Origin of the sequence: Chryseobacterium gambrini (genome assembly GCF_900156825.1) — a bacterium.
Taxonomy (GTDB): Bacteria; Bacteroidota; Bacteroidia; order Flavobacteriales; family Weeksellaceae; genus Chryseobacterium; species Chryseobacterium gambrini.
The window spans coordinates 23,762-50,138 of sequence record NZ_FTOV01000003.1 but is presented as its reverse complement, the minus strand read 5'-3'; the positions used below and the strand labels follow the sequence as shown (position 1 = coordinate 50,138).

General features: G+C 34.8%; 23 protein-coding genes. 6 read left to right on the top strand and 17 right to left on the bottom strand.

The window, feature by feature from the left end; translation table 11 throughout:
- Positions 1-2 precede the first annotated feature (2 nt).
- From BW951_RS06440 to rpiB, 7 genes are all read right to left on the bottom strand, one after another.
- Positions 3-374, bottom strand: coding sequence for a YraN family protein (locus BW951_RS06440; protein WP_076391061.1), 372 nt, complete (start codon positions 372-374; stop codon positions 3-5).
- A 187-nt stretch (positions 375-561) separates the two neighbouring features.
- Positions 562-903, bottom strand: a complete 342-nt coding sequence (locus BW951_RS06435) for a hypothetical protein (RefSeq protein ID WP_076391060.1) — start codon at positions 901-903, stop codon at positions 562-564.
- Positions 900-1,835, bottom strand: a complete 936-nt coding sequence (locus tag BW951_RS06430; protein ID WP_076391059.1) for a S66 peptidase family protein — start codon at positions 1,833-1,835, stop codon at positions 900-902. Before BW951_RS06430 ends, BW951_RS06435 begins: the two co-directional genes overlap by 4 nt.
- Entirely contained in the window at positions 1,828-2,517 is a 690-nt protein-coding gene (locus BW951_RS06425) for a LysE family translocator (protein ID WP_076391058.1), read from the bottom strand. The genes BW951_RS06430 and BW951_RS06425 overlap by 8 nt, the downstream gene beginning before the upstream one ends.
- A gap of 90 nt (positions 2,518-2,607) precedes the next feature.
- Positions 2,608-3,123 (bottom strand): hypothetical protein, encoded by a 516-nt coding sequence (locus BW951_RS06420; protein WP_076391057.1) that lies wholly within the window; start codon positions 3,121-3,123, stop codon positions 2,608-2,610.
- 74 nt (positions 3,124-3,197) lie between these two features.
- Positions 3,198-5,351: a ribonuclease R gene (gene rnr, locus BW951_RS06415; protein ID WP_076391056.1), complete on the bottom strand. Its 2,154-nt coding sequence runs from the start codon at positions 5,349-5,351 to the stop codon at positions 3,198-3,200.
- Positions 5,352-5,685: 334 nt separating this feature from the next.
- Entirely contained in the window at positions 5,686-6,120 is a 435-nt protein-coding gene (rpiB, locus tag BW951_RS06410; RefSeq protein WP_076391055.1) for a ribose 5-phosphate isomerase B, read from the bottom strand.
- Positions 6,121-6,757: 637 nt separating this feature from the next.
- Here rpiB and BW951_RS06405 point away from each other — a divergent pair.
- Positions 6,758-7,948: a phosphoglycerate kinase gene (locus BW951_RS06405; protein WP_076391054.1), complete on the top strand. Its 1,191-nt coding sequence runs from the start codon at positions 6,758-6,760 to the stop codon at positions 7,946-7,948.
- An 860-nt stretch (positions 7,949-8,808) separates the two neighbouring features.
- Here the strand turns inward: BW951_RS06405 and BW951_RS06400 are convergent.
- From BW951_RS06400 to BW951_RS06365, 8 genes are all read right to left on the bottom strand, one after another.
- Positions 8,809-9,630: a class I SAM-dependent methyltransferase gene (locus BW951_RS06400; RefSeq protein ID WP_076391053.1), complete on the bottom strand. Its 822-nt coding sequence runs from the start codon at positions 9,628-9,630 to the stop codon at positions 8,809-8,811.
- Positions 9,631-9,742: 112 nt separating this feature from the next.
- Entirely contained in the window at positions 9,743-11,605 is a 1,863-nt protein-coding gene (mnmG, locus tag BW951_RS06395) for a tRNA uridine-5-carboxymethylaminomethyl(34) synthesis enzyme MnmG (protein ID WP_076391052.1), read from the bottom strand.
- A gap of 194 nt (positions 11,606-11,799) precedes the next feature.
- Entirely contained in the window at positions 11,800-12,207 is a 408-nt protein-coding gene (ybeY, locus tag BW951_RS06390) for an rRNA maturation RNase YbeY (RefSeq protein ID WP_076391051.1), read from the bottom strand.
- Between the two features lie 7 nt (positions 12,208-12,214).
- A complete protein-coding gene (locus tag BW951_RS06385; RefSeq protein WP_076391050.1) occupies positions 12,215-14,374 on the bottom strand; it encodes a patatin-like phospholipase family protein in 2,160 nt (719 codons plus the stop codon).
- A 3-nt stretch (positions 14,375-14,377) separates the two neighbouring features.
- Positions 14,378-16,825 carry a bifunctional UDP-N-acetylmuramoyl-tripeptide:D-alanyl-D-alanine ligase/alanine racemase gene (locus tag BW951_RS06380; RefSeq protein ID WP_076391049.1) on the bottom strand — a complete coding sequence of 816 codons (2,448 nt, stop codon included), beginning with the start codon at positions 16,823-16,825 and terminating at the stop codon, positions 14,378-14,380.
- A 3-nt stretch (positions 16,826-16,828) separates the two neighbouring features.
- Entirely contained in the window at positions 16,829-17,131 is a 303-nt protein-coding gene (locus BW951_RS06375) for a type II toxin-antitoxin system RelE/ParE family toxin (protein ID WP_076391048.1), read from the bottom strand.
- Complete coding sequence (locus tag BW951_RS06370) at positions 17,109-17,447, bottom strand: hypothetical protein (protein WP_076391047.1); 339 nt, start codon at positions 17,445-17,447, stop codon at positions 17,109-17,111. Before BW951_RS06370 ends, BW951_RS06375 begins: the two co-directional genes overlap by 23 nt.
- 54 nt (positions 17,448-17,501) lie before the next feature.
- Positions 17,502-18,092: a thymidine kinase gene (locus tag BW951_RS06365; RefSeq protein ID WP_076391046.1), complete on the bottom strand. Its 591-nt coding sequence runs from the start codon at positions 18,090-18,092 to the stop codon at positions 17,502-17,504.
- 60 nt (positions 18,093-18,152) lie between these two features.
- Here BW951_RS06365 and BW951_RS06360 point away from each other — a divergent pair, with 60 nt between their 5' ends.
- From BW951_RS06360 to BW951_RS06340, 5 genes are all read left to right on the top strand, one after another.
- On the top strand, positions 18,153-19,643 hold the full coding sequence (locus tag BW951_RS06360) for a hypothetical protein (protein WP_076391045.1): 1,491 nt from the start codon (positions 18,153-18,155) through the stop codon (positions 19,641-19,643).
- Between the two features lie 8 nt (positions 19,644-19,651).
- Positions 19,652-20,326 carry a 16S rRNA (cytidine(1402)-2'-O)-methyltransferase gene (gene rsmI / locus BW951_RS06355; protein WP_076391044.1) on the top strand — a complete coding sequence of 225 codons (675 nt, stop codon included), beginning with the start codon at positions 19,652-19,654 and terminating at the stop codon, positions 20,324-20,326.
- Entirely contained in the window at positions 20,327-21,802 is a 1,476-nt protein-coding gene (locus BW951_RS06350; RefSeq protein WP_076391043.1) for a WG repeat-containing protein, read from the top strand.
- Between the two features lie 289 nt (positions 21,803-22,091).
- Positions 22,092-22,835 carry a 3-oxoacyl-[acyl-carrier-protein] reductase gene (gene fabG, locus BW951_RS06345; protein ID WP_076391042.1) on the top strand — a complete coding sequence of 248 codons (744 nt, stop codon included), beginning with the start codon at positions 22,092-22,094 and terminating at the stop codon, positions 22,833-22,835.
- Positions 22,836-22,838: 3 nt separating this feature from the next.
- Positions 22,839-24,158 (top strand): DUF6056 family protein, encoded by a 1,320-nt coding sequence (locus tag BW951_RS06340; protein ID WP_076391041.1) that lies wholly within the window; start codon positions 22,839-22,841, stop codon positions 24,156-24,158.
- A gap of 3 nt (positions 24,159-24,161) precedes the next feature.
- On the opposite strand, the gene BW951_RS06335 is transcribed toward BW951_RS06340, so the two are convergent.
- Both BW951_RS06335 and BW951_RS06330 read right to left on the bottom strand, forming a co-directional pair.
- Positions 24,162-24,896 (bottom strand): DUF1835 domain-containing protein, encoded by a 735-nt coding sequence (locus BW951_RS06335; protein WP_076391040.1) that lies wholly within the window; start codon positions 24,894-24,896, stop codon positions 24,162-24,164.
- 3 nt (positions 24,897-24,899) lie between these two features.
- Positions 24,900-25,940, bottom strand: a complete 1,041-nt coding sequence (locus BW951_RS06330; protein WP_076391039.1) for a GMP reductase — start codon at positions 25,938-25,940, stop codon at positions 24,900-24,902.
- Positions 25,941-26,377 lie beyond the last annotated feature (437 nt).

Below are 26,377 nucleotides of genomic sequence, written 5' to 3'. Positions count from 1 at the left end.
AATCAGTTGGCGTCAAATGCTTCAAAAGCATCGGTGATATGTTCAATAATCAGATTTTTATTTTCGTCAGGAAGAACGGAAATGATATCAAATCGTACTTCCTGATTTTTATTGTATTCTTCCATGAAATAATTGGCAGCCGAAACAATCAACTTAATCTTTCGTTTGTTTACGGCTTCCTGTGGAAGATTAAACACATCGGTAGAACGTGCCTTTACTTCAACGACTACAATTAAACTATCTTTTTCGGCAACCAAATCCAGTTCTGCTTTTTGGTATCGAAAGTTTCTTACCAAAATTTTGTAGCCGTTTTTCTGTAAATATTCAGCGGCCAATTCTTCTGCTTTTTTACCAAAATCGTTGTGATCTGCCATTGTTGAGATAAAGTGTTTGAGAGTTTTTGAGTTATTAAATATTTTCTCTATCTATTAATTTTTTATAAACTTCGTCCAACCATTCTGTTATATTTTCATGAAATTTTCCAAACAACAGTTCCTGTTCTGTTTTTAAAAATTGCTTTTTAAAAATGTAAGGACTTACATTAACCCAGAATTTAATTCCTTAAATGTAAAACTGATAATCTTCATGCCTTACATCAAGTGGGGCATATTGTTTTTTTTCTTCTTCAGTTAATGGAGGATAAAAAGTTTTAATTTCAAAGTCGTGGAAAGAAAGCAAAGCCTCTAAATTTTCTTTTAACCTGTTTGGAAGAACATCATTAAATACTGTTTCCTGTCTATAATTTTTAGAATTATTTTTATCTAAAGCTTCATTATCACGATATTTTTTGTACCAATTAAACTTAAGGATATAATTGTAATCACTGTAAATTTCTAAATGTATTATTCGGATTTCATCATATAATCCCGGACTGAAAATATAATCAACTAATAAACTTCTCACACTAAAAACTCAATCTTAGCCTTATTCTTAACCTCCAATCTCACATTTCCACCAATAATCAACGGTCTGTTGTCTTTGATGTGTCCATTCGGGAAACCGAAAACTGTTGGGAAATTGTACTTTGAAATTCTGTCGGCAATTAACTTGTAGGCAAATTCATCAAAGCTTTCTTCGTATTGTTTGTTCTCTTTTTCGTCACCCATATTGGTCATTCCGCCGATAATCAAACCAGAAATTTTATTAAAAACTCCGGCTAATTCAAGGCTCATAATCATTCTGTCGAGAGCATAAAAATTTTCGCCGATATCTTCAATGAAAAGAATTTTATCTTTAAAATCAAAGGAATATTTCGTTCCTAAAAGCGCATAAATCAAGGCTAAATTTCCACCGACCAACTGTCCTTCAACGTTTCCTTTTTTGTTGAACTGATGAGAGGAGAGGCTATATTTAAGAGATTTTCCTTTTAAAACATCAAAAATAAGATCGTAACTTTCTTCTGTAACGCCAAAGCTCGATGTTTTTACAGTCTGTCCGTGAATCGATGCAAAGCCTTTTTTCAGCAGATAACTCTGGATCACCGTATTGTCTGAATACCCAATATACCATTTAGGATTTCTGGTAAAGTTTTTAAGATTAAGTTCCTGAATAAGATGCTGACAACCGTAACCGCCTCTTGAAGCCCAGACTGCGGAAATTTCGCTGTCATTGAAAGCCCAGTTCATGTCTTTTAATCTTTCCTGTTCGGTTCCTGCGTAGTTGTATCCGTTTGCATATTTCGTGTAAAGATGTTCTCCCAAAACGGGCTCAAAACCTTTACTTTTAATCATTTCGATTCCCTTTTCAAGCTGGGAAGATTCTACGGCTCCCGCAGGAGAAATAATGGCTATTTTATCGCCTTTTTTCAGAGATTTGGGAAAAATTGTTTTATTCATTTGTCTTTTTGTACTTTACTTCAGTTTTCTCTGCTTCTTCCAGTCTTTTATCGAACTGATTGAATTTTTTAAAGCTCTGCAAGAAAATAAAGAAACTGAATATGATGAGAATTCCGCCAACAATTCTTCTGATTCTGTTGGCTAATTTTTGGGTAAGTCTGTCGTGAAACTGCTTCGCAAGGAATATTTTTACCAGATCGATAAAGAGATACGTTCCGATGACGATTCCGATGTATAAAATGAAATTACTGGTATCCGGATACTGATTTCTTACCGAAATAACGGTGACAAGCCAGAAAAGGATGACTCCGACATTCAGAAGATTAAAGAAAAAACCGTTGACGAATGTTTTAAAATAGTTCTGATTGATGAATTTTTCTTCTCCGGGAATATGCATCTTGGTTTTGGTAACCATCATCACAATTCCGTACACAAAGATCAGAATTGCGGTAATCCTGTAAAATCCGGGATGTTTATCGATGAGCGTTACTATATCTGCACTCGCATAATACGCTGCCAAAATGCACAGAAGGTCTGCAGAAATAACGCCTAAATCCAGTGCTAAAGCATGTTTCGGACCTCTCGAAAAGCTGGTTTCAATTAAAAGGAAAAAAATAGGTCCTATAAAAACCAGACTCAGCATGAATCCTAAAACGATGGCAGATAATATAAGTTCAAACATTCAGTGGTGTTTTCAATGAAATAATTTCATCTATTTATACAAAGTTAGTTTTTATGTTGTAAAAAGCAAATAAGAAAAGCATCGGATCAATTAATACTTATCAAACTCATACAATTCATAATATTCTATAAGTTTATCTTTGTATTCCTGTCTCAATTTCGGAAAAACATAAAAAATCCATTGCTTAGAATAGATATAATGCGCTAAAAAATTTCTTTTAAAGGAATAATATGATTCCAGATAGTTTTTCCACCTTTCATGGTATTTTTCAAGTGAAGAAAGAGATTCAGGATCATTTTTTCTGATCTTTTCATGAAGTTTTAGATAAATATTTTCAATTTCTTCTTTCCAGGAATTTTCTTCAATTCTAAAATTATTAATTACATCGACATCAGATCCTTTACCGTCATCAAAACTTTTAATTCGGGTTAAAGCTGATTTCAGAGACGGACTGTACGGTAAGCTGTCTTTTATAAAATGAGACTGATTGCTCTTTTCAGTAACTATTTTCTGTTCATTTCTTTTGCATTCAATACATAATAGCAAGCCCAGTAAAACAGCTACAGTATTCATATTTCTTATAAATCTAAAACAGTATTTTCCCATCAAATAAATTTTAAGTAAAATAAAAAAAACTGCAATTTCTTGCAGTTTCTAAATATAGTTCTTTGTTGTAAAATCTAATCAACAATCTTGAAATCCAATTGTTTTTGAATCAGATTTGCTTTAACCACTTTGATCTGAACCTGATCTCCCAACTGGTATTTTTTACCATGTCTGTTTCCGTACACGGCGTGAGTTTTTGCATCATAAGAGTAAGAATCGTCGGTTAAATCTCTTAATTTGATTAATCCTTCCGCACCGTTTTCAGGAATTTCTACCCAGAAACCAAATTCCGCCACTCCTGAAATAACCCCGTTGAAAGTTTCTCCCAAATGTTTCTCCATAAATTTCACCTGCATGAATTTTATAGAATCTCTTTCCGCATCTGCCGCCAGTCTTTCCATATAACTGCAGTGTTTTGCTTTTTCTTCAAGATCTGCCTTGTTCGGAGATTTTCCGCCATCAAGATAATGCTGCAACAATCTGTGTGCAATTAAATCCGGATAACGACGGATAGGAGAGGTGAAGTGGCTGTAATAATCGAATCCCAATCCGTAGTGACCAATAGGTTCTGTAGAATAAACCGCCTTGCTCATGCTTCGCATTGCCAGAGTTTCGATCATATTTTCTTCGCCTTTACCTTTTACATCGTGCAATAATTTGTTTAAAGATTCTGCTACTTTTTTGGTATTCGCCAAGTCCATTTTATATCCGAAAGTCGACACAAAATCTCTCAGAGATTCCAGTTTTGCAGGATCCGGATCATCGTGAACCCTGTAAATAAAAGTATTTTGTGAAATTTCCCCTCTCTTGTTCAGAGAAACAAATTCCGATACTTTTTTATTCGCCAACAACATAAATTCTTCAATTAAATGGTTGGAATCTTTGCTTATTTTAAAGTAAACTCCAACAGGCTCGTTGTTTTCATCCAGATTGAACCGTACTTCGCTTCTGTCGAAAGTAATCGCTCCGTCTTTGATTCTTTTCTGACGCATGATTTTTGCCAGTTGATCCAAAATGAGGATTTCTTCTTTAAAATCGCCGTCTTTTCCTTCAATTCTTTCCTGCGCTTCTTCATACGTAAATCGTCTGTCTGAATGAATTACCGTTCTTCCAAACCACTGTTTTTTAATCTCGGCTTTGTCATTCAGCTCAAAAACGGCTGAAAAAGTAAATTTATCTTCGTGCGGACGAAGCGAACAGACATCATTACTTAAAACTTCCGGAAGCATCGGTACAACGCGGTCTACCAAATATACGGAAGTCGCTCTCTGGTAAGCTTCATCATCCAGAATTGTTCCCGGAACCACATAATGCGAAACATCCGCAATATGAACTCCGATTTCCCAGTTTCCGTTGTCTAATTTTCTGATGGATAACGCATCATCAAAATCTTTTGCATCTTTCGGGTCGATGGTAAAGGTTGTAATTCCACGCATATCCCATCTTTTTGCAACTTCTTCTTCATTGATGCTTCTGTCGATTTTATCTGCATCTCTTTCCACTTCTTCAGGGAATTCGTAAGGCAGTCCGTATTCCGCAAGAATAGAGTGGATCTCGGTTTCATGCTCACCGGGAGCTCCTAAAACCTGGATAATTTCTCCCTCCGGATTTTTATCTCCCGGTCTCCATTCCGTCATTTTTACGATCACTTTATTCCCGTCTTCCGCACCTCCAAATTTAGGTTTAGGAACAAAAATATCGGTATTAATGGTCTTTTTATCGCAAACCACAAAACCAAAATCTTTGTGAGGAACGATCTGCAAAGTTCCCACAAATTCTGTTCTCGTTCTTTCTAAGACTTCCAGAACAGAACCTTCCAGTTTTTTGCCTTTATAGGTATAGGTTACAATTAATACTTTATCGCCCTGCAAAGCATCTTTTACGTTTTTGGAGTGGATAAAAATATCATCTTCAAGACCTTCTACCTTTACATAAGCATTACCGGACTGGTTGAAATCGATAATTCCTGTTAACGTTCCTTTGATATTAAGGTTAAGAACGTATTTTCCTTTTTCGGCTTCTTTTATTCTTTCGGCAGCCTGCAATCTGTGCAGTGCCTGAATCACAAGTTCTCTCTGTCTCGGATTCTTATAATCTATTCCGTCTGCAATCTGCTTATAGTTGTAGACTTTCGTGGAATTTTCATTTATAAATCTAAGGATCAGTTTTCCGATTTCCTTTAGTTTATGTTCATTTTTCTGACTTATATATTTTCTTTTTTTTGCCATTTTAATTTGTAATTCGTTAAATTTTCAATTCTGATCTCCCAATCAGAGGGATTTAAATCATCCTTTAACAAGAGATTTTTTAAATCTTAAAGTTTAGTTTATTGGTAAAAACCCATCAATTTTCCTTCCATTTATTCTACAACGGAAGTTTTAGTTTTGTATAAATTTAATACAAATATGGAGAAGAGTGGAGAAAAACCTTTTAATAATGTGTTTTTAAATTTTCTACAGGCTTGTATGGAAATAATAGATGGTAATTTCTATTGGACGCTGCAAATATACAAAATAAAAAATAAATAAGGCTTGCAAACTGATTTACAAGCCTTTATATATTTTAACAAAATGGAATTTTATCAACTCTGTTCTGATGTCTGCCTCCCTCAAAATCTGTAGAAAGGAATTTTTCAGCAATTTCGATAGCCACTTCCTTTGATATGAATCTTGCAGGGATAGAAATCATGTTGGCATCATTATGCTGTCTTGCCAAGGAAGCAATCTCCGGCATCCAGCAAAGTGCGCAGCGAATCTTCTGATGTTTGTTGGCAGTGATCTGAACGCCGTTCCCGCTTCCGCACAGCAAAATTCCTAGTTCATTTTCACCGTTTTCAACAGATGTAGCAGCGGGGTGTACAAAGTCCGGATAATCCACACTGTCTGTGGAAAACGTTCCAAAATCCTGAATTTCAAAACGTTCTGAAAGATAGTTCTTAACAATCTCCTTGTATTCATAGCCTGCGTGGTCTGCAGCAATTGCTATTTTTCTTTTCATAATACTTGTATTAAGCCTTTAATAGATTTATTCCACACAAAGTTAAGTATAATGTGGATAAGTCTTAAATTTTTGCGAGTTAATTGTGAAAACGCTTGTGGGTAACTGTTGAAAAAAGTTCTAAAACTAAAGTTTCGTAACATTGAAAAATTTTGTAATGGAATTTTACTTTCATAGATCCTGCATTTTTTTACACAAAGTTATTGGGGAGAATTCTCAGTCTTTTCCATAAAATATTTATTAATAATAGTAAATTCTGAAAGTTACCCACAATTGTTAATAACGATGTGAAATACTCTAATATCAATGGATTACAATGTATATAAGTTGTGAATTGGCTTAAAATTAAATGTGGTAAAGTATTTCATTAAAATTTATCCCCTAAACTAACAATACTCAACAACAGTATCATTTTTCTTTTTTTAAGAGAAAAGAAATTATGTTGATTGATGAATGATGAGTCTGCGGGAAACTTTTTGAAAACTTTTCAAAGCTTGAATCGTTCTGAAAATTTTAAAATCTTACATTTGTGAAACAAAATTTGAACGAAATGAATGAACTCGACCTGCCGGAAAAAATGAAGCCAATGGATTCTCAAAGTCGGTTCACTTTACCCGAAAAAATATAAAATGTACATATGAAAACAATCAATGATTTCAATTTCAATGAAAAGAAGGCGCTTGTAAGAGTGGATTTCAATGTTCCGCAGGACGACCAGCTTAAAGTAACAGACAATACGAGAATTGTTGCGGTAAAACCAACCGTGGATAAAATCCTTAAAGATGGCGGTTCTGTAATTTTAATGGCTCACTTGGGAAGACCAAAAGGAGAGGTTAAAGACGAATTTTCACTGAAACATATCGTAGACGAGGTTTCTGAGGTTTTAGGACAGGAAGTTAAGTTTGTGGACGAATGTGTTGGAGAAAAGGCTGAAAAGGCTGCTTATGAGCTTAAACCGGGAGAAATTCTTTTATTAGAGAATCTGCGTTTTCATAACGAAGAGGAAAAAGGTGATGAAGCTTTTGCAGAACAGCTTTCTAAATTAGCAGATGCATATGTGAATGATGCATTCGGGACAGCTCACAGAGCGCATTCTTCAACAGCGGTTATTGCTAAATTTTTTCCATCAACTAAATTTTTCGGTTTATTGATGGCTAAAGAGCTTCAGGCGATTGATAAAGTACTAAAAAGCGGTGAAAGACCTGTTACAGCTATTCTTGGTGGTTCTAAAGTTTCAACTAAAATTACCATTATAGAAAATATTTTACCGGCAGTTGATAATTTAATCATCGGAGGCGGAATGGCGTTTACTTTCATTAAGGCTTTAGGCGGAAAGATCGGAACTTCATTAGTGGAAGAAGATAAGTTACCTTTAGCACTGGAGATTTTAGAAAAAGCGAAGGAACATAAAGTAAAAGTTTATCTTCCTTCAGATACAGTAATTGCTGAAAGTTTCAGTAACGATGCCGACAGAAAAGAAGTGGATATTTACGAAATTCCTGAAGGTTGGATGGGACTGGATGCAGGTCCGAAATCGAGAGATCAGTTCAATGATGTATTGTTAAATTCCAGAACGATTCTTTGGAACGGACCGATCGGAGTTTTCGAAATGTCTAACTTTGCTGCAGGAACAATTGCGTTGGGAGACAGTATTGCCGAAGCTACAAAATTGGGAGCTTTCTCTTTAGTTGGAGGAGGAGACAGTGTTGCGTTTGTGAAGCAATTCGGTTACGGAGAAAAAGTAAGTTATGTTTCTACCGGAGGAGGAGCGATGTTGGAAAGTCTGGAAGGTTTAGAACTTCCGGGTGTTGCTGCCATTAACAATTAAGAAAATTAATTTATATATTTTAAGTCCGCTGATTTTTTCGGCGGACTTTTTTATTAAACTTGTTCAAAGTCATTTTAAATTTAACTGCAAAAGATACAAAAGACTTTATTGAATTTATTTAAAGTATTACAAAAGTCTGCAAAGAGAAAAATCTTTGATTTTTTTACTTATGTATTCTTTTTCAGTTTAAGTATTTAATTTAAGAAACTAAAGTGTTTAAATCTTTTGTTATATAAAAGTTTATTATGAAGCTTTAAAATTTTATAAATTATTTTTAAAGTTTAAATATTGTTCTTAAAAAACGATCAGTATTTTTAATTTTCAAATACGAAGAACAAATTAAAAATTTTCATTTTTGATTTATCAAAGAATAAATTCTCAAACTTTGAAAATTACCAGAGAATTGAAATTTCTGAAATGGATAAAAATTTTTGCTGATTCATTTTTTACTTAATTGCTCATATTTGAGTTAATTTCAAAATTAGTCGAAAAGTCAATAAATATGATGATGATGTAATGATTAAAATTTTCAAAATTCTAAAAGGATGAAAATTGAGGATTTTAAAAACTTTTGTTATTTTTCTAATTTTCACAAAAAATTAAAATATGCTTTGTATGAAAAGTTTAATGGTAAAGAAAAATAGAGTTAAATTTTGAGTTACTAACTTTTTACTAACAAATTTTAAAATTCTGATCTGATTTTTTCCAAAATTTAATCTTGTGAAAAAAATATTCTGAAAATTTGAATCGAGTAGGGGAGTTGATAAAAAATAAAATCCCAGAGAATTTCCCGGGATTTTGATTTTCAAGACTCAAATTCTGAAAAATTGACCTTCAGAAATGGCTTAAATTTCGATTTTCTACTTTTTTTCGATAATGTATATCAAACTTGAAAATTCGTTCGAAAAAAGGGCTTTTATGTTAGAAATCGTTCCGTAGATCGTTGCTTTTAGCCAAAATAGGGATGATTTTTTATATTTTTCGCTCAACATAGAGATATAATAAGAATCCAAAATCAAAGGTTTGATTTTTCTCATTTTCCAGTTGGGCTTTTTGGCAATCAGATTTTCCATACCTTTTTTTGAAAAATGATAGATGTGTCTCGGAACATCATACGCTGCCCAATATTCTTTATAATGTTTCGCATCGTAAGAAGTAGGATTGGGAACGGCAATAATCAACAGTCCTTTGTCTTTCAGTTTACGATTGAAAATTTCGAGGATCTCGTCCTGATTTTCGATATGTTCAAAAACATGCCATAAAGTAATTGCGTCCAGACTTTTATCTTCAATGGAATGAATATTATCTAAAATAGTAGCTTTTGAAATTTTATTCTGGGCTGCTTTTCTTGCATCTGCATCCGGTTCAAAACCGAAAGTTTCGAAATCATTTTCTATAAACTTTACAAATTCTCCGGCTCCGCAACCGTAATCCAATACTTTTGATCCTTTGCTGATTCGGTCTAAAAGTATATTTTTTTTGTACTGCAAATTAAAGGACTGTAAAAATTTATACAGTTTTTCTTTAAGACTTCCGGAATCCTGATGATGGGAAATATAATCTTCACTTTCATAATATTTTGAAATATTGGATGGAATAGGGGAGGTCTTGAAAACTCCCTTTGTATCTGTTTCAATAATTTCAAAAATTTCCTGAGATAGAAAATGATCTTTTATTTTCATTTGATTTTTCTTTAAAATTAAAAATTAAGATATTCAGACCTTTGTATAAGCTCATAAATACCTTAATTTTTGATTGTATTTTTATGAATGTTTCACGTGAAACATTTTCGTTTTAGCGTCCTAAATAAACTAATAAAACGTTAATATCTGCAGGCGAAACTCCGCTGATTCTTCCAGCCTGTGCAATTGTTTTTGGTTTTACATTCGTCATCTTCTGCTTAGCTTCTGCAGAGAGACTTGAGATTTTTGTATAATCGAAATCTTCCGGAATTTTAATGTTTTCCAGACGGTTCAGTTTGGCAACATTTTCTTTTTCTTTCTCAATATAGCCTCTGTATTTGATATTCACTTCTGCCTGTTCTCTTACTTCATCATCAAATTTAGAAGAAACTTCGCTGATAAAGTCGATCTGATCCAGTTTTTCCAACGTCATATTAGGTCTTGTAAGAATCTGAGCTGCTCTGTAAGCCTGATCAACAGGACTGCTTTCGATAGTTTCCAGAATAGGATTGATTACTCCCGGCTTTAAAGAAGTTTCCCGAAGAAAGCTTTCAAGTTCCTCGCTCTGAGCGACTTTCTCATTTACTCTTTTTAGTCGTTCTTCTTTGGCTAAACCTAAATCAAAAGCTTTTTGCGTTAATCTGATGTCTGCGTTATCCTGTCTTAAAAGAAGTCTGTATTCTGCTCTTGAGGTAAACATTCTGTACGGTTCTTCTGTTCCTTTTGTGATAAGATCATCAATTAAAACTCCGATGTAAGCTTCATCTCTGTTAAGGATAAATTCATCCTGATCTTTTACTTTGTTGTGAGCGTTAATTCCGGCAATAAGACCTTGTCCGGCTGCTTCTTCGTATCCCGTTGTCCCGTTGATCTGTCCCGCGAAGTACAAGTTATCAATTAATTTTGTCTCCAAGGTATGCTTCAATTGGGTAGGAGGGAAGTAGTCATATTCAATAGCATAGCCCGGACGGAATACTTTTACGTTTTCGAATCCCGGAATATGTTTCATTGCTTTAATCTGCACATCTTCAGGAAGGGAAGAACTGAATCCGTTTACATAGATCTCTACTGTTTTCCAGCCCTCAGGTTCTACAAACAACTGGTGTCTGTTTCTCTCTGCAAAACGGTTGATCTTATCTTCAATACTCGGACAGTATCTTGGTCCTAAACTTTGAATTGTACCATTGAACATTGGGCTTCTGTCGAAACCTTCACGTAAAATATCATGTACTGTTTCGTTGGTATAAACAATGTGGCAGCTTAACTGTTTGGTTAATTTAGGGGTATCTAAATAGCTGAATTTTTGAGGATTTTCATCTCCTTTCTGTTCTTCCATTTTAGAATAATCCAGACTTCTTCCGTCTACGCGGGGTGGGGTACCGGTCTTCATTCTTCCTGCTTCAAAGCCTAAAGAAACGAGCTGTTCTGTAATTCCAAAAGCTCTTGGTTCGCCCATTCTTCCGCCTCCTAATTGTTTGTCTCCAACGTGGATCAAACCATTAAGGAAAGTTCCGTTGGTAAGAACTACAGAACGTCCTTTGATCTCAATTCCTAATGAAGTAACCACTCCGGCAACTTTATTATTTTCGATAATAAGCTGTTTTACCATGTCCTGAAAGAAATCAAGATTGGGTGTATTTTCTAAAGCTAAACGCCATTCTTCTGCGAAAAGCATTCTGTCATTCTGCGTTCTTGGCGACCACATGGCAGGACCTTTGGAAAGATTCAGCATCTTGAACTGGATCGCAGATTTGTCTGCTACAATTCCGGAATATCCTCCCATCGCATCAATCTCTCTTACGATCTGTCCTTTTGCAATTCCTCCCATTGCAGGGTTGCAGCTCATCTGTCCGATGGTCTGCATATTCATTGTAATAAGCAGCGTCTTTGAGCCTAAATTGGCTGCTGCAGCGGCGGCTTCACATCCTGCGTGACCGGCACCCACTACGATTACATCATATATTTCTGAAATCATTTTTTTTGCTTGTTTTAAGCCTTAATTTTTACTCTTTTTTACAAATGTTTCACGTGAAACATTTGTAAATTTTATTGTCTTAAATCTGTTCTGTTGCGCTTTATTTAGCCCCGATCGTAGCATTTGTCTGAGCTCATTTTCTTTTTTCAAAAGAAAATAGCGAGTGCGGAGAGCGGGATTAAGCTCCTAAAAACTTAATGGTATTTTGCTAAATAATGATCTTCTTTTCCTCGCATCTGCAATTCTTCTTCTTCTGTTTTATCTTTATATCCGCAAAGGTGCAGAATACCGTGAGCCAAAACTCTCCGTAATTCTTCTTCGTAATTTCTGGATAGGGTAGAAGCGTTGTCTGAAATGCGCTGCAAAGATACAAAAATCTCGCCGCTTATGGTCTTCCCTTTTACATAGTCAAATGTAATGATATCAGTATAGTAATCGTGCTGTAAATAATCCTGATTTACCTTGAGTAAATATTCGTCGTCACAGAAAATATAATTGATCTCGCCCAACTTTTTTTCTTCTGAAAGAATGAGATCTTCCAGCCATTTTTTGTATTCTGTGTTTACCGATTCGGGTAAGTTTTCGTAAAAAAATTGTATCATTTTGTAATTAAAACCAGTGTCCTAAGATAACACTGAATATGCCTTTTTGATTGTTTTTAAGTGAATGGCTGAAGTTGATTTTAATCTGCCCGAAAGGAGATTTGTATCCAGCCGTTAATCCTACAGAGCTGAAGTTTAATTTTACCGCATCCTCAAAGGTTATATCATTGGAAAGGTTCGCAAAAGAAAAGTTTCCGCTCAGGAAATAGTTTTTATTGAATTTAAACTGAAGGTCGTTTGAAATTAAAACCACATTATTGCTGTTCAGTTGAGCAAAATAGAACCCCGAAAAGCTTCTGTAGTTTACGATATTCTGTTCAAAGATTCCGCCCAGTCTGTATTTGTAGAAGTCGGGAAGGTTTTCGCCGATGGTGATTCCTCCGTAAAGATTGAGTCTGTAGGAAAACTGTTTTGAAAGAGGAAGATTTATCCTGATGTCTGCTTTTACCTGAACGAGTCTTTTTTCTACTTCAGATTTTAAAAGATCAATTACTTTTCCTTCTGCATTAATGTAAATTCCGCGGGTAGGGAAGTCTCTGTCGTTTTGGGTATCGCTTTTCAGAAATACGTACGGATTGAGAAATCTGCTGTATCTTTTATTGTCTCCGTTGAATTCCGCTTCGAAATAATCGTGACTGATTCCGCCGCCAATGGCAAATTTATCTTTCCAGATCGACTGGAGGTAGGCTTCATTTCTCAGCCAAAACCATTTGTCTACTTCGTTGTTATTGACATCTTTTAAACTAAAGCTCATTCCCGAAGAATAAATTCCGAAACCCGGAATATATCCGTTATCAATAAAATAGTTTAAATAATATCGGGGTTTGTCTCCCACAACAACATCAAGTGAAAGATTTGAATTTCGGAATAAAAGTCGTTTTGCTGAATAATTTAAAAGAAGTCCGGTTTTGAAAATTTCGTCGTAATGTAAACCGAATTTTAGAAAGTGTCTTGTATCGTCTTCGGTAACGTAGAGCTTAAGGTAATTTGAATTGTTTCCGGAAATAATATCATAATTGATGAATTTGTAATTGTTGGTGGCGACTAATTTATCAATCTGTTTATTGATGCTTCCGTAGGTTTGAAGAGAAGGAAGCCGCAGTCCCATTTTCCCTAAAACATAATTTTTACCGTAAATTCTGCTTCCTTCGATCTCGAGACTGTCGATTTTATAGACATTGGAATAAATAGGGCTCATTTGTTGTCTGATTCTGTCGAAAGGTCTCTTGGGTAGCTGATCGAGAATATCGACGTATTTTAAGCCTTCTACGTAGCCGCTGTCGAGAATTTTTTTCTTATCATCATAACTTGTAGCGGTCATGCCTGTTAAATTGGGCTTGATGTTGATGTCGGTATATTGATATTGTCTTTTGGTATCTTTTTTAATTCCGAAATCAATGACCTGATTTAAGATGGCAATAATACTGTTCAGATCTTCACGTTTGGAAAGATCCTGATTGAGATCTACCCCGATAACGATATCAATTCCTTTATCTTTTAAAGGTTTGGAAGGGTAGTTCACCGTCATCGCTCCGTCAATATAAATACTGTCATTAATTTTAACAGGGTCCATGAGTGACGGAAATGCAGAACTTGCCATAATCGACTGTACCAAATCTCCTTTTTCAAAAATCTGCATATTGCCGCTTTCTAGGTTGGTCGCTACGCACATAAAAGGAATAGGAAGTTTGGAGAAATCGTCAATATTGGAAACATTTTTGAAAAGTTCCTTCAGCAGATATACATTTTTCTGTCCGGAACTGATGGAAGAGGGCAGGGTAATTTTTCCGTTTTTAAGAGGAATAGACAGAAGATATTTGTCAACGGATTTATTAAAGAAAGTTGTTTCCTGTCGTTTTGCTTTGGGATCTGTGATTAAAGAATAGAAATCGGTATCCATCACAATCTTTTCTATTTCTTTTCCGGAATATCCTGAAGCGTACAGTCCACCTACAATGGCTCCCATACTTGTTCCTGCAATATAATCTACTTTTACGCCCAGAGAATCCAGCACTTTAAGTACGCCTACATGAGAAAATCCTTTAGCTCCGCCTCCTGCAAGAGAAAGTCCTATTTTGGGATTTTTCGGAATAACGAGATCTTTCTTTACCTGAGACTGAATCAGAAGCAATTGAAAGGCAAATAAAATAATCAGGAGCTTTCTCATAGGCTAATCTTTAATATAAATCCGTTTCACACGGGGCGAAATGGAGGTTAAAACTTCATAGGTTATTGTTTTGCAGTAGTCTGCGAATTCTTTTAAACTTGGTTTTGCGTTAAAAACGGTAACAGTATCGCCTTCTTTTACATTCGGGATATGATCTACATTAATCATCATCATATCCATACAGATGCTTCCTACAATCGGAGCAAGGGTTTTGTGGATTCCTACATTTCCGACTTGGTTTCCGATTAATCTTGGGATTCCATCGGCATATCCTACAGGAATAGTGGCTATTTTTGTCTGATGATCTGTTTTAAATCGACGGCTGTAACCTATTGATTCTCCATTTTCTACCGTAGAAATTTGAGAGATCACTGTTTTAAAACTTACCACAGATCTTAACTGTTTTTGTATTTCACTATTTGGTGATTCCCCTAACATTCCGATACCGATTCTTACCATGTCGTACTGATGAGCGGTGTAATTTGTAATTCCTGAAGAATTTAAAATATGTCGAATAGGAGTGTACCCCAATTTTTCTATCAAATAGCTGGAATTTTTCTCAAAGGTTTCTAGCTGATGTAAGGTAAATTCTTTTTCATCCGGTAAATCAGATGATGAAAGATGGCTGAAAATACTCTGAACTTTTACATTCATTGAATTTAAAGTCTCGCTTAACTGATCCAGTTCATTACCTTTAAAACCAAGACGATGCATTCCTGTTTCCAGTTTGATGTGGATCGGATATTTCTTATCATATCCGGATTTCTGAACCGCTTCATAGAATAATTCCAGAACTCTGAAACTGTAAATTTCCGGTTCCAGATTGTAAGCAATCACCGTTTCATAACTGTGCTGTTCAGGATTCATGACCACAATAGGAACCGTAATTCCTTTTTTTCTGAGTTCTACGCCTTCATCAACGAAAGCGACTCCAAGATAATCTATGTGATGATGCTGTAAAAATTCCGAAATCTCATAACTTCCTAAACCATAAGAGTTTGCTTTTACCATCGCCATCATTTTTGTGGATGGCTTTAGTAAAGATTTATGGTAATTGATGTTATGAAGAATAGCATTCAAATTAATTTCTAAAACCGTATCGTGTTTTCTGAGTTCAAGCAGATCTTTAAGTCTTTCGATCTCAAATTTTCTTGCCCCTTTTAATAGAATGATCTGGTTTTCAATTTCTGTAAGGTGTTTACTTTCAATTAATTCCTGAGTATTGATGAAAGTAAAAGTTTTAGCTTTAAATAATTCACTAAATTTTGATATTTCATCACCAATCAGGAAAACAGAATCGAATTTCTGCTCGTTTACAAGCTCGGAGACTTCTTCATAGAGTTCTTTCGAATTAGAATTTACCCCTACAATATCTGTAAGAACCAGAGATTTTTTCGGTTTGTTGTATTCATTGAGAAATTGAAGAGCGGTTTTCAGAGAATCAAGATCAAGGTTAAAAGAATCATTGATGATAATATTGTTCTTAATCCCTTCAATTGCTTCAAGCCTCATTTCAACGGCTTTTAAAGCGTTGATTTTTTCGACGATCTTTTCGTTTTCAATACCAAGATCCTTTAAAACCGTTACAAGCGCCAAAGCATTCGTTAAAGTCGCTTCATCCCTCTGATGCACCGGAAAAGAAATTTCTTCGTCGAAATAATGTACCGTTACCTCTTCGTTTTTCGAAATATTGTTTTTGAAATAGACCTGATTGTATTCTTTAAAGCCGTAAGAAATTAATTTTTTACCTGAATATAATTCCTTTATCTTTTTGTCAACCAAAGGATTATCTCCGTTGTAAATAATCGTTTCAGAATGTTTGAATAATTTGATTTTTTCATCAATCAGCTCCTCTTCCGATTGGAAGTTGGCAAGATGAGCAGTTCCGATGTGGGTAAGCAAACCAATCTGCGGATGGAAAATATTTTCGAGCTTTTCCATTTCGTCTGGCTTTGAAATGCCTACTTCAAAAATTCCTAATTGATGTGAATTATTAATCTGAAGCAGAGAAAGCGGAAGTCCGATTTGGGAATTGAAACTCTTCGGGCTTTTTACCGTCGGGAATTCATTCCACAGACATTGATACAGCCACTCTTTTAAAATTGTTTTTCCGTTACTTCCTGTAATTCCGACGGATTTTAAATGAGCATTTTCAAAATGAAATTTAGCTAATTTTTGAAGAAATTCCACAGAATTCTCAACAATGATCCATGTAATATTTTCAAACTGCGGATGATGATGTTCGGAAATGATGACGTTTATTCCACGGTCTACCGCAAATTCAATGAACTTTTCCCCGGAATTTTTTGGAGTATTGATTGCTATAAACGCAGTATTTTTAGTAGAATAAATAATTCTGCTGTCGAAAGCGATATTCCTGATCAATATATTTTTGTCTCCAATAATCTTCGCATTGGTGATTTCTGCGATATGGTTTGTCGTGTAGTTCATAAACTACTTTTCTGTAATTAGGTTATAATTAGAATCAGGATTTCGGAAGTTATTAATCATATTTAAAAGATTTATTTGATTTCCTGAAATTTCATAAATGATAGAGTTGTGTTTCGTAATTAATAATTTGTGAAACGCTGTGTCTTCATATTTCTGATGAATAAGATTTCCATTTTCAAGCAAAGAAATTTTTCTTTCTAAAATTTTATAAAAATCTTCCAAAACATCGAACCCCCAGTTTTCAATAAGAAAATCTTCTAGAATTTCTAAATCCGATTTGGCTCTATTTGTCCAAAAAATATTCATTTTTCTTTTTTGCAATTCTTTCCTTTGCTTCATTCATCACTGCCATATGTTCGGTTATCCGTCCGTTTTTTACGTCGTCTAAACCTTCCTGAATAGCATTGAGAATATCATCATGCGAAATTTTTTCCGGTTCTATAATCTCCGCAATCTTCAGCAATTCCTCCGGAAGAAATTTTTTCTCTTTCATCTTTCTGAAAAACGTAGGCTCGGAAATTCCGCTCTTTTCAATGATGTATTTCATTTTGAAAGGCGAATTTTTCAGAATCTCGTCAATAGAATTGCTGATCTTGATGTAATTTTTAATCTCTAATATCATTTTCTGATAGTTTTCACTATTAAATTTTAAACAAAATTAATAATAAATTTGATATTAAATCTCTTTTTTATTCAAAACTTCATCCACAAAAACTCTTCTGCTTACCGCATCGTAAGATTCTGTTTCTCCGAGTTCTACAAGATCTTTTCCTGCGGAAGTTCTCATAGAATAATTGGCAAGATTTCCTGTTCTTCTGCAGATCGCGTGTACTTTTGTTACATATTCTGCAGTTGCCATCAGATTGGGCATCGGTCCGAAAGGTCTTCCGAGAAAATCCATATCCAGACCTGCAATAACCACTCTTATTCCGCCGTTTGCCAGTTGATTGGCTATATCCACAATGCTTTCATCAAAAAACTGTGCTTCATCAATCCCCACTACATGACAGTTGGAAGCCAGCAAAAGAATTTCGCTGGGATTTTCTACCGCCGTGCTTCGGATTTTATTCTGATTGTGCGAAACCACATCTTCATCCGAATATCGCGTATCCAGTTTAGGTTTAAAAATCTCTACATTCTGCCCTGCCATTTCAGCTCTTCTCAGCCTTCGGATCAACTCTTCGGTTTTTCCGGAAAACATTGAGCCACAAATAACTTCCATCCAACCACTTTGTTTGGAATGATTAATTGTATTTTCTAAAAACATTTGTTAAATTAGCCGTATATTTTTAACTTCAAAAGTAAGCAATTTTAACAAGATTCTTCTATGCAGAACATCCAAGATTTAAAGGAAAAGATTTTTTTTGAATCCAAGAATATCATTGGTATTTTGGATAAAATAAGCAACGTAGACGAACTTTCGTCAAAGCAGGATCTTGTGGAAGAGCTTGCTAACAGGATTTCGTTTCTGCGTCTGCTGGAAAAAAATTTAGAGTATTTCGGAAGTGAAAATTCTTCGCTGATTTCAGAAAATAAAGAAAAATTTTCTTCACCCGCTCCTTTGCAGGAACCCCATGATTTCAGCAGTGAAGTAACGGAAGAAGAAGCTATTTTCAATAATGAGCTTAATGAAATTGACGGAAGCGAATCCGGAAATTATTCAACTGAAGTGACTGAAGAAGAGGCAATTTTTAACAATCAATTAAATGAGATTGTAGAAGGTGAACTTCACGAAACTTTAGTTAATTTTGCAGAAGGAAATTCTCAGGATGAAATTCAGAACAATCCGAAAGAAAATGATGATGTTTTCAATGCTCAGTTAAACGAAATTGATGAATATGAAACTTCTGAAAACAGCGGATCGGATCTGAATTTTGTGGATGAAGAAAGAATTCTGGCAAATTCTGAACCCGAAAATGATGAAGAAATCTCGGAAGAAATGTTTAATGACAGCAAAACGGAAGAAGAAGTTATTTTTAATCATCAACTGAATGAAATTGATGAATTTGAGAACGAAATTTCGGACGATCGTGGAGATATTTTGAATGATTTTGATGAAGAAGAGAAAATTCAGAACAATTATCAGTATAAAAATGAAGAAGAATCTGAAGATATTCCAAGCATTTTTGATGGAGAAGTTTTAGATGAAAATGAAGAAATTTTAGTGGAAGAAAATGATAATCAGTATTCTTCCCACACAATGATGGAACAGGGCGAATTGGCGACCGATACTTCAAATGCTGAAAACATCGTTAATGAAATTAAAAACGAAGCAGTTGCTGAAGAAAAGCAAGAGCAGCCTATTTTAGCAGAAATTAATGACAGAAGAAAAATTGTTGAGATCAACAAACCTGTTTCTGAAGAGAGAGAACACTTAAAATCTGATGAAAGCTTTGAAAACCTTGAAGCCTATCATGATAAGAAGATAAAACTGGCAAATATCAAAGGTCTGAAAGCGGTACAGTCGCTTTTTGATGATGACCATCTTGAAAGAGTATCAACAGAAAAAACAATTCCTGTTGAGAAAAAAGAAGAGCCGGGAAGTATTTTGAAAACCAATATTCCAACCGAGTTTATGGAAGCGGAAAAGAAAAAGCCTGAGTTTAAACTCGATCTGAACGACAGGATTGCTTTCACAAAAACATTATTCGGAGGAAGCCAGACGGAGCTGAATGAAGTGGTAAATAACCTGAACAGTTTCAGAACACTGGAGGAGGCAAAAGAATACTTGAGTGATCTTTATTATGCCAAAAAATGGAGTAAAGTGGACGAATATGCACAGAGACTGTGGATATTGGTGGAAAATAAATTTTTATAAACTAAATTTTGAGCGGAATCTTATATTTTGTTCCTACACCGATCGGGAACCTCGAAGATATGACCTACAGAGCGGTAAATGTGCTGAAAGAGGTTGATTATATTTTATGCGAAGACACAAGAACTTCCGGAATTCTTTTAAAGCATTTCGAGATTTCCAAGCCTTTAAAATCCTATCATTTACACAACGAGCATCAGACAACGGAAAAAGTGATTACAGACCTTAAAAGCGGTCAGAATATTGCGATTATTACCGATGCAGGAACTCCCGGAATCTCAGATCCGGGTTATTTGTTGGCAAAAGCAGGTTCCGATCATCATATTGAAATGATCTGTTTACCGGGAGCAACCGCTTTTGTTCCGGCTTTGGTGGTTTCAGGATTACCGAATAACGAATTTCTTTTTGCCGGATTTCTTCCCCAGAAAAAAGGCAGACAAACGAAGCTGAAACAACTCGCAGAAGAGAAAAAAACAATCGTTTTATACGAAAGTCCCCATAAAATCAATACTACACTGGAGCAGATAAAAGAATTTTTCGGCGAAGAAACCAAGGTTAGCTTAAGCCGTGAGATTTCCAAAAAGTTCGAAGAAACCAAACGCGGAACAATTCTTGAACTCATTGAGTTTTCCAAAAGCAAAACGTTAAAAGGTGAGATTGTTCTCATCGTAAATAATTCCATTTAATTGAAAAATTTAATTTTCGTGCTGCTTTCGTCGGTCTGTTTCGGGCAGACGGACCAGTACAAACAGATACTTTTAACAAAAAAAATAGGCAAAGAAGTCCGTTTCTATTCCAAAGGATACGGAATGATTTCTGATGCTAAAACCGGAAAGTCCGGAATTGTAGATTCTCTGGGCAATATCACTTTTGAATATCCTGCAAAAAGTGAAATTTCACATTTATGGAAAAACAGGTTTGTTTTGAGGGTAAAAGCGGGAAATTCCAATGGAAAAACGGCGATTATTGATGCGAACGGAAAGGAAGTTATTCCGATGGATCTTTTCAAATTCAGAACCTGGGAAAATAAAGACAGGCTTATTTATTCAAAAAAAGGAAAAGACTGTGTGTACGATTTTAACGGGAAAGAAATTATCCCTTTTTCTGAAAGAATAGTTTTTGGAAGCGAAAACAGATTTTTTGTTAAAAATAATGAAATGTGGCTGATTTATGATTTTGACGGAAAGAAAATTTCAGACCGCCCGTTTACAGATGATCTTCGTTTCTACAAAGGCAGGGCTTATCTTTCGAAAGGTGAAAAATCCGGAGAAGTTATTGATAATAATGGTAAAACCTTAAGCACCATTTCGGGACATAACGTAGACAATATCAATGCGTTTCCTTATTTGGTAACTTTAGATACTTCTAAAAATAAATACGGAATTATTGATGAAAAAGAAAACATCATTGCCGATGAAATGTATGAACAGGCTTTCGTGGGAAGAGAATACATTTACCTTACCAGAGAAGATAAAGTAAGTATTTTTTCTAAGAAGGAAGGGAAGGTGTATGATCTTGATTATCATTATGTAAACCCTCTTTTTAATGGGTTGTTTAAAACCTCTCAGGATCAGAAAAATCCAAAAACTGCCGTTGTCCGTTTAAACGGAGAAGTGGTTTTTCCGAAGGAATATGACAGGGTAGAAGGTCTGAACATTGCCGGAGAAAAATATCTCTATCTGAGAAAAGATGACGAAGAAAAAATTCTGGATAAAAATTTAAAAAATATTCTGAATGACGATTACCAGATCGAAAAAATATTCCCCAATACACTGATTGTCAATAAAAATGAAACCTTTTACACATTTTCACCAAAAACAGGAAATTATAAAGAATTAAAAGGATTTAAGGAAGTAAAACCTTTTGAGCTTTATCCTACATTAGTCGGGAAAAACATAGATAATTTTTACGGGATGATGGATGAAAGCGGAAATGAAATTGTTCCTTTCGTCTATGATGACATCACAACATTTTTGGGAGTTAACGAATTTGTGGTGAAAAAAGATAATAAATTCGGCGTTACCAACGATAAAAATGAGCCTTTAACGGAAGTAGTCTATGATAAGTTTTTTTCAGATAAAAAAGGCATCAGACTTACCAAAGGAAAAGAAACAGAATTCATCTACTTTACAGAGCAAAAAGACAGAAGTTTTATTGATTAATTGCATAAGTGGAAAATATTTGAGGTCTTTGCTGAGTGAAACGCCTTTGCGAACACAAGAACAGTTGGTATATAAAAGAATCTTAGCGACCCTTTGCGTTAAAAAGCAGTATGATTAATAACGAATATCAAAAAACAGTCATAAATTTTCGCTAAAAAAGTGATTTAAAATGCATTGAATAACATTTTGTAATATCTTTGCGCACTGTTTTATTTCTGTAAAATTAAATACTGTATATTAGCCAACTTTCAAAAGGCGAATACGTTATAAAGAAAAATAATTGTCATATATGAAACTATTAGAAGGAAAAGTAGCGCTAATTACGGGAGCTACACGAGGAATCGGAAAAGGAATTGCCGAAATGTACGCCGAACAGGGTGCAAAAGTAGCATTTACTTACGCCGGATCTGTAGAAAAAGCGAAGGAATTGGAAGCAGCTTTAAGTTCTGTAACTCAAATTAAAGGATATCAGTCTGATGCATCAGATTTTGATGCGGCTCAAACTTTAGTAGACGAAGTTATTGCTGAGTTTGGAAAAATTGATATTTTGGTAAACAATGCGGGAATTACAAAAGACAATCTGCTTTTGAGAATGTCGAAAGATGACTGGGATAAAGTAATGAAAGTAAATCTGGATTCTGTATTTAACCTTACCAAAGCGGTAATTAAGCCCATGATGAAGGCAAAAGCAGGATCGATCATCAACATGACTTCTGTAGTAGGAATCAGCGGAAATGCAGGACAGGCAAACTATGCAGCTTCTAAAGCGGGAGTTATCGGTTTTACAAAATCTGTAGCGCTGGAATTGGGTTCCAGAAACATCCGTTGCAATGCAATTGCTCCGGGATTCATCCAGACTGAAATGACGGATGCTTTAGATGATAAAGCAAAAGAAAAATGGAACGAAGCCATCCCGATGAAAAAGCTGGGACAGACCAGAGATATCGCAAATGCGTGTGTATTCTTAGGAAGCGAAATGTCTTCTTACGTTACAGGACAGACGTTAAACGTTGACGGAGGTCTGTTGACATAAAATATGAAAACGGTACAGAATATTACCTTATTCTTGTCGGTTTTACTACTAATCGGTCTGGTTTACTTTTCTTTTTTTAATGTGTATCAGACCGATGATTATATCTATTCCTACGGAACAAAGAAGTTAGGATTTCTGGGGAATGTCTGCGATTTTTATATGCATTGGGGAGGAAGATATTTTGGCTATACCATTAATATGCTGAATCCTGTTTCTAAAGATCCGTTCAATATACTCCCGAAAATTTATCCTGTATTTTTACTGATATCATTTCTTACAGTCATTATTTTAAATTTCAGACTGTATTTTAATTATTCCTTTGCTGAAGCGCTCAGAAAGAGCCTGTTATTGTTTTTTATTTACACGGTTGGATTAATCAGTTTACCGGAACATTATTTTTGGATCACAGGATCTAATGTCTACTTTTTACCGGTTATTTTATCAGGTCTTTTATTCTTTTTTTATGGAAAGTTTCAGCAATCACACAAAAAATGGTGGTTCTTTTTAAGTACTGTTATCATTTTTATTCTGATGGGAGCAAATGAAATCATCGCGCTGCTTTTGTTAGGAGCATTGAGCTTTATAGGCTTTGAAAAACCATCAAAAGAAAATAAAATTCTTTTAGCCATCGGAATTATCGGATTTCTTATCAGCTTTTTAGCTCCCGGAAATTTCAACAGAATGGTAAAATCTGATGATGCTTTTTATTGGATATGGACCAAAAGAGCGGCTTTTTTCACTTTTAATTTTGGATACATTTTTACAAAAACTATATTTCTTATTCCTTTATTTACTGCTTTGTTTTTTGAAGAACTTACTGCCTTAAAAAGTAAAGTCAAATTTACCAAAGCTTTTCTAATCTGGATGATTTCATTGCTGCCTTTAATGTTTTTGGGCTATCTGATCAATATTGTAGGAAGACAGAACGATAATATTGTCATCTTCTTTTTAAGCACGTTTTCTTTCATTTTACTATACAAAAAGGAGAATTTAAAAAGATTTTGGTGGATCAGTTTTTTAGTTATTTTTCTGCCGGAAACAGATTTTTTCAATAAGAATTATTCGGGTTTTAATATAGATTACAACATGAATAATTTCGTTAAAGAAATTTTTGTAACCGATTTAAAAGAATATGATAAGGAAATAAAAGACAGAATTACAGTCATTCAGAATTCAAAAGAAGATTCTTTAAAGATTGATAAAATCAGGGAAGTTCCCAAAATACTGTACTTTGATGAATTGTCTTCCGCAAAAGAAGAGAAAAAATACGTTAATGATCAGTTGGAAAAATATTTCAACAAGAAAAGCATTGTTGTAAAATAAGTGCTATTTTTCTTTAAAAACTTTGTCATAAATAAGCTTCACCTGCAAATCTCCGAATCCGAAAATTCCCAGCTCATCACGGAACTTTTCAAAAACTTCACTAAAATCTGTTATGCCTTTCTGTATTAAATTTTGAATAAAAACTTCAGGATTAATGTTTTGATAAGTTGCAATCAATTCAGGTAAAAAACGAAAGCAATCAGATTGAATTTCAGAAAGTTGTTTTAATTTATTTTGATGATTACTTTGATAAGCTTCCCATAAATTCAGTCCCAATTCAAGATCCTTTTGTTTAAATAAAACTTTTGAGGTTAATGCTCCTTCCAAATCAAAACGGTCAGAATCCGAAAATCCCTTCCATTGGTTTTCTTTCGATTCTTTTGGGAAAATCCTGTAGATGTTGATATTTTTATCCTTCGGAATCAGCGTTAAGCAAAACCACATATTAACCTGACAAAAAAGATCATCTTCAAACCAAAGATATACCTCAGAATCTTCCGGAATCTGCATCATCTTATTACATTCTGAAACCACTTTACGGTAATAATTTTCTTTTGTATCACCATAATTTTCAGCAATGAATTCTGATCTTACCTTCCAGAAAACATCCAGATTTTCATTCTGTAAAGAACCTGCAACTAAAGCTTCTCTACAGATAATCATCTCGCCGGAAATGGTTGTTTCCTTCAATTGCTCAGCGAGACAATCACCGTTTGTAATATTAAATATTTTGTTCAATTGTTAATCTTTAAATACCTGATTTTCCTGCTCCTGAACTCTGATGAAAGTCGTTCTTTTCGACAGTTCTTTCAGTTTGGAAGCGCCCACATACGTACAGGTAGAACGAACGCCGCCTAAAATATCTTTCACCGTATCCAGAACCGGACCTTTATAAGCCACTTTTACAGTTTTTCCTTCCGAAGCCCGGTATTCTGCAACGCCGCCTGAATGTTTATCCATGGCTGTTTTCGAGCTCATTCCGTAAAAAAGTCTGTATTTTTTGCCGTTTTCTTCCACGATTTCGCCACCGCTTTCATCGTGTCCTGCAAACATTCCGCCCAACATTACAAAATCTGCACCGCCGCCAAAAGCTTTCGCCACATCTCCCGGAACTTTACAGCCGCCATCTGCAATAATATGACCTCCTAAACCATGTGCTGCATCGGAACATTCTATAATTGCCGAAAGTTGAGGATATCCCACTCCGGTTTTCACTCTCGTCGTACAAACCGAACCGGGACCAATCCCGACTTTAATGATGTCTGCGCCAACTAAAAGAAGTTCTTCCACCATTTCTCCGGTTACAACATTTCCGGCAATGATGATCTTATCTGGGAAATTTGCCCTTGCCTTCTTCACAAATTCCACAAAATGCTCAGAATAACCATTGGCTACATCAATACAGAGAAACTCGATTTTTGGATGTCTTTCGAGGATGGTTTTTATCTTTTCTTCATCGGCTTTTCCGGTTCCTGTGCTTAATGCGATATACTGATAAATGTTTTCAGGTTGGGAATCTAAAAATTCTGACCATTCTTCCACAGAATAATGCTTATGAACCGCTGTGATGATTTTTTCTTTTGCTAGTTCCACTGCCATTTCAAAAGTTCCCACTGTATCCATATTGGCAGCAATCACGGGAACGCCCTGCCATTTTTTTCGGGTATGTTTAAAGGTAAATTCTCTTTCCAGATCAACTTCAGAACGGGATTTCAGGGTAGAACGTTTCGGACGGAACATTACATCCTTAAAACCCAGTTTAATATCATATTCTATTCTCATAATTCGGATAATTATTTTAATTAAAATTATGAAAAAGATTGATTCTAATCTTTATTTAAAAGGATTTTATAAATTATTTATGATTGTCCGTTATTTGTCATAATTGGAAAAAATCTTTGAGTTCTTTGCTGAGTGAAACGCCTTTGCGAACTTAAAAACAGTTAGTATATAAAGAATCTTTGCGAGTCCTTTGCGTTAGAAAAAACAGTATAATTAATAGCGGATAATCAAAAATTATTTAATACAATTTAAATCTTGATTCAGAAGCTTACTAAATCATAAATACGATCACAAAAATCGGCATATGAAGCTGAAGCGTTAAGAAAATTACAATTTATTCCGTTAAAAAGTTCCCACTGTTTGAAGCGCGAGGCAAATTTTTAATCAAAAGACCCCAATTGAATTCGCGCAAGTTTTGGGAATTTTAGGAATGAATT

Excerpts from the sequence above, each read along its gene's own strand:
- BW951_RS06380 (WP_076391049.1), bottom strand. The coding sequence starts at position 16,825 with ATGAACTACACGACAAACCATATCGCAGAAATCACCAATGCGAAGATT.
- BW951_RS06370 (WP_076391047.1), bottom strand. The coding sequence starts at position 17,447 with ATGATATTAGAGATTAAAAATTACATCAAGATCAGCAATTCTATTGAC.
- BW951_RS06420 (WP_076391057.1), bottom strand. The coding sequence starts at position 3,123 with ATGGGAAAATACTGTTTTAGATTTATAAGAAATATGAATACTGTAGCT.
- BW951_RS06430 (WP_076391059.1), bottom strand. The coding sequence starts at position 1,835 with ATGAATAAAACAATTTTTCCCAAATCTCTGAAAAAAGGCGATAAAATA.
- rpiB (WP_076391055.1), bottom strand. The coding sequence starts at position 6,120 with ATGAAAAGAAAAATAGCAATTGCTGCAGACCACGCAGGCTATGAATAC.
- BW951_RS06330 (WP_076391039.1), bottom strand. The coding sequence starts at position 25,940 with ATGAGAATAGAATATGATATTAAACTGGGTTTTAAGGATGTAATGTTC.
- BW951_RS06440 (WP_076391061.1), bottom strand. The coding sequence starts at position 374 with ATGGCAGATCACAACGATTTTGGTAAAAAAGCAGAAGAATTGGCCGCT.
- fabG (WP_076391042.1), top strand. The coding sequence starts at position 22,092 with ATGAAACTATTAGAAGGAAAAGTAGCGCTAATTACGGGAGCTACACGA.
- BW951_RS06385 (WP_076391050.1), bottom strand. The coding sequence starts at position 14,374 with ATGAGAAAGCTCCTGATTATTTTATTTGCCTTTCAATTGCTTCTGATT.
- BW951_RS06405 (WP_076391054.1), top strand. The coding sequence starts at position 6,758 with ATGAAAACAATCAATGATTTCAATTTCAATGAAAAGAAGGCGCTTGTA.
- BW951_RS06365 (WP_076391046.1), bottom strand. The coding sequence starts at position 18,092 with ATGTTTTTAGAAAATACAATTAATCATTCCAAACAAAGTGGTTGGATG.
- BW951_RS06375 (WP_076391048.1), bottom strand. The coding sequence starts at position 17,131 with ATGAATATTTTTTGGACAAATAGAGCCAAATCGGATTTAGAAATTCTA.
- rnr (WP_076391056.1), bottom strand. The coding sequence starts at position 5,351 with ATGGCAAAAAAAAGAAAATATATAAGTCAGAAAAATGAACATAAACTA.
- BW951_RS06400 (WP_076391053.1), bottom strand. The coding sequence starts at position 9,630 with ATGAAAATAAAAGATCATTTTCTATCTCAGGAAATTTTTGAAATTATT.
- BW951_RS06425 (WP_076391058.1), bottom strand. The coding sequence starts at position 2,517 with ATGTTTGAACTTATATTATCTGCCATCGTTTTAGGATTCATGCTGAGT.
- ybeY (WP_076391051.1), bottom strand. The coding sequence starts at position 12,207 with ATGATACAATTTTTTTACGAAAACTTACCCGAATCGGTAAACACAGAA.
- mnmG (WP_076391052.1), bottom strand. The coding sequence starts at position 11,605 with ATGATTTCAGAAATATATGATGTAATCGTAGTGGGTGCCGGTCACGCA.
- BW951_RS06340 (WP_076391041.1), top strand. The coding sequence starts at position 22,839 with ATGAAAACGGTACAGAATATTACCTTATTCTTGTCGGTTTTACTACTA.
- BW951_RS06360 (WP_076391045.1), top strand. The coding sequence starts at position 18,153 with ATGCAGAACATCCAAGATTTAAAGGAAAAGATTTTTTTTGAATCCAAG.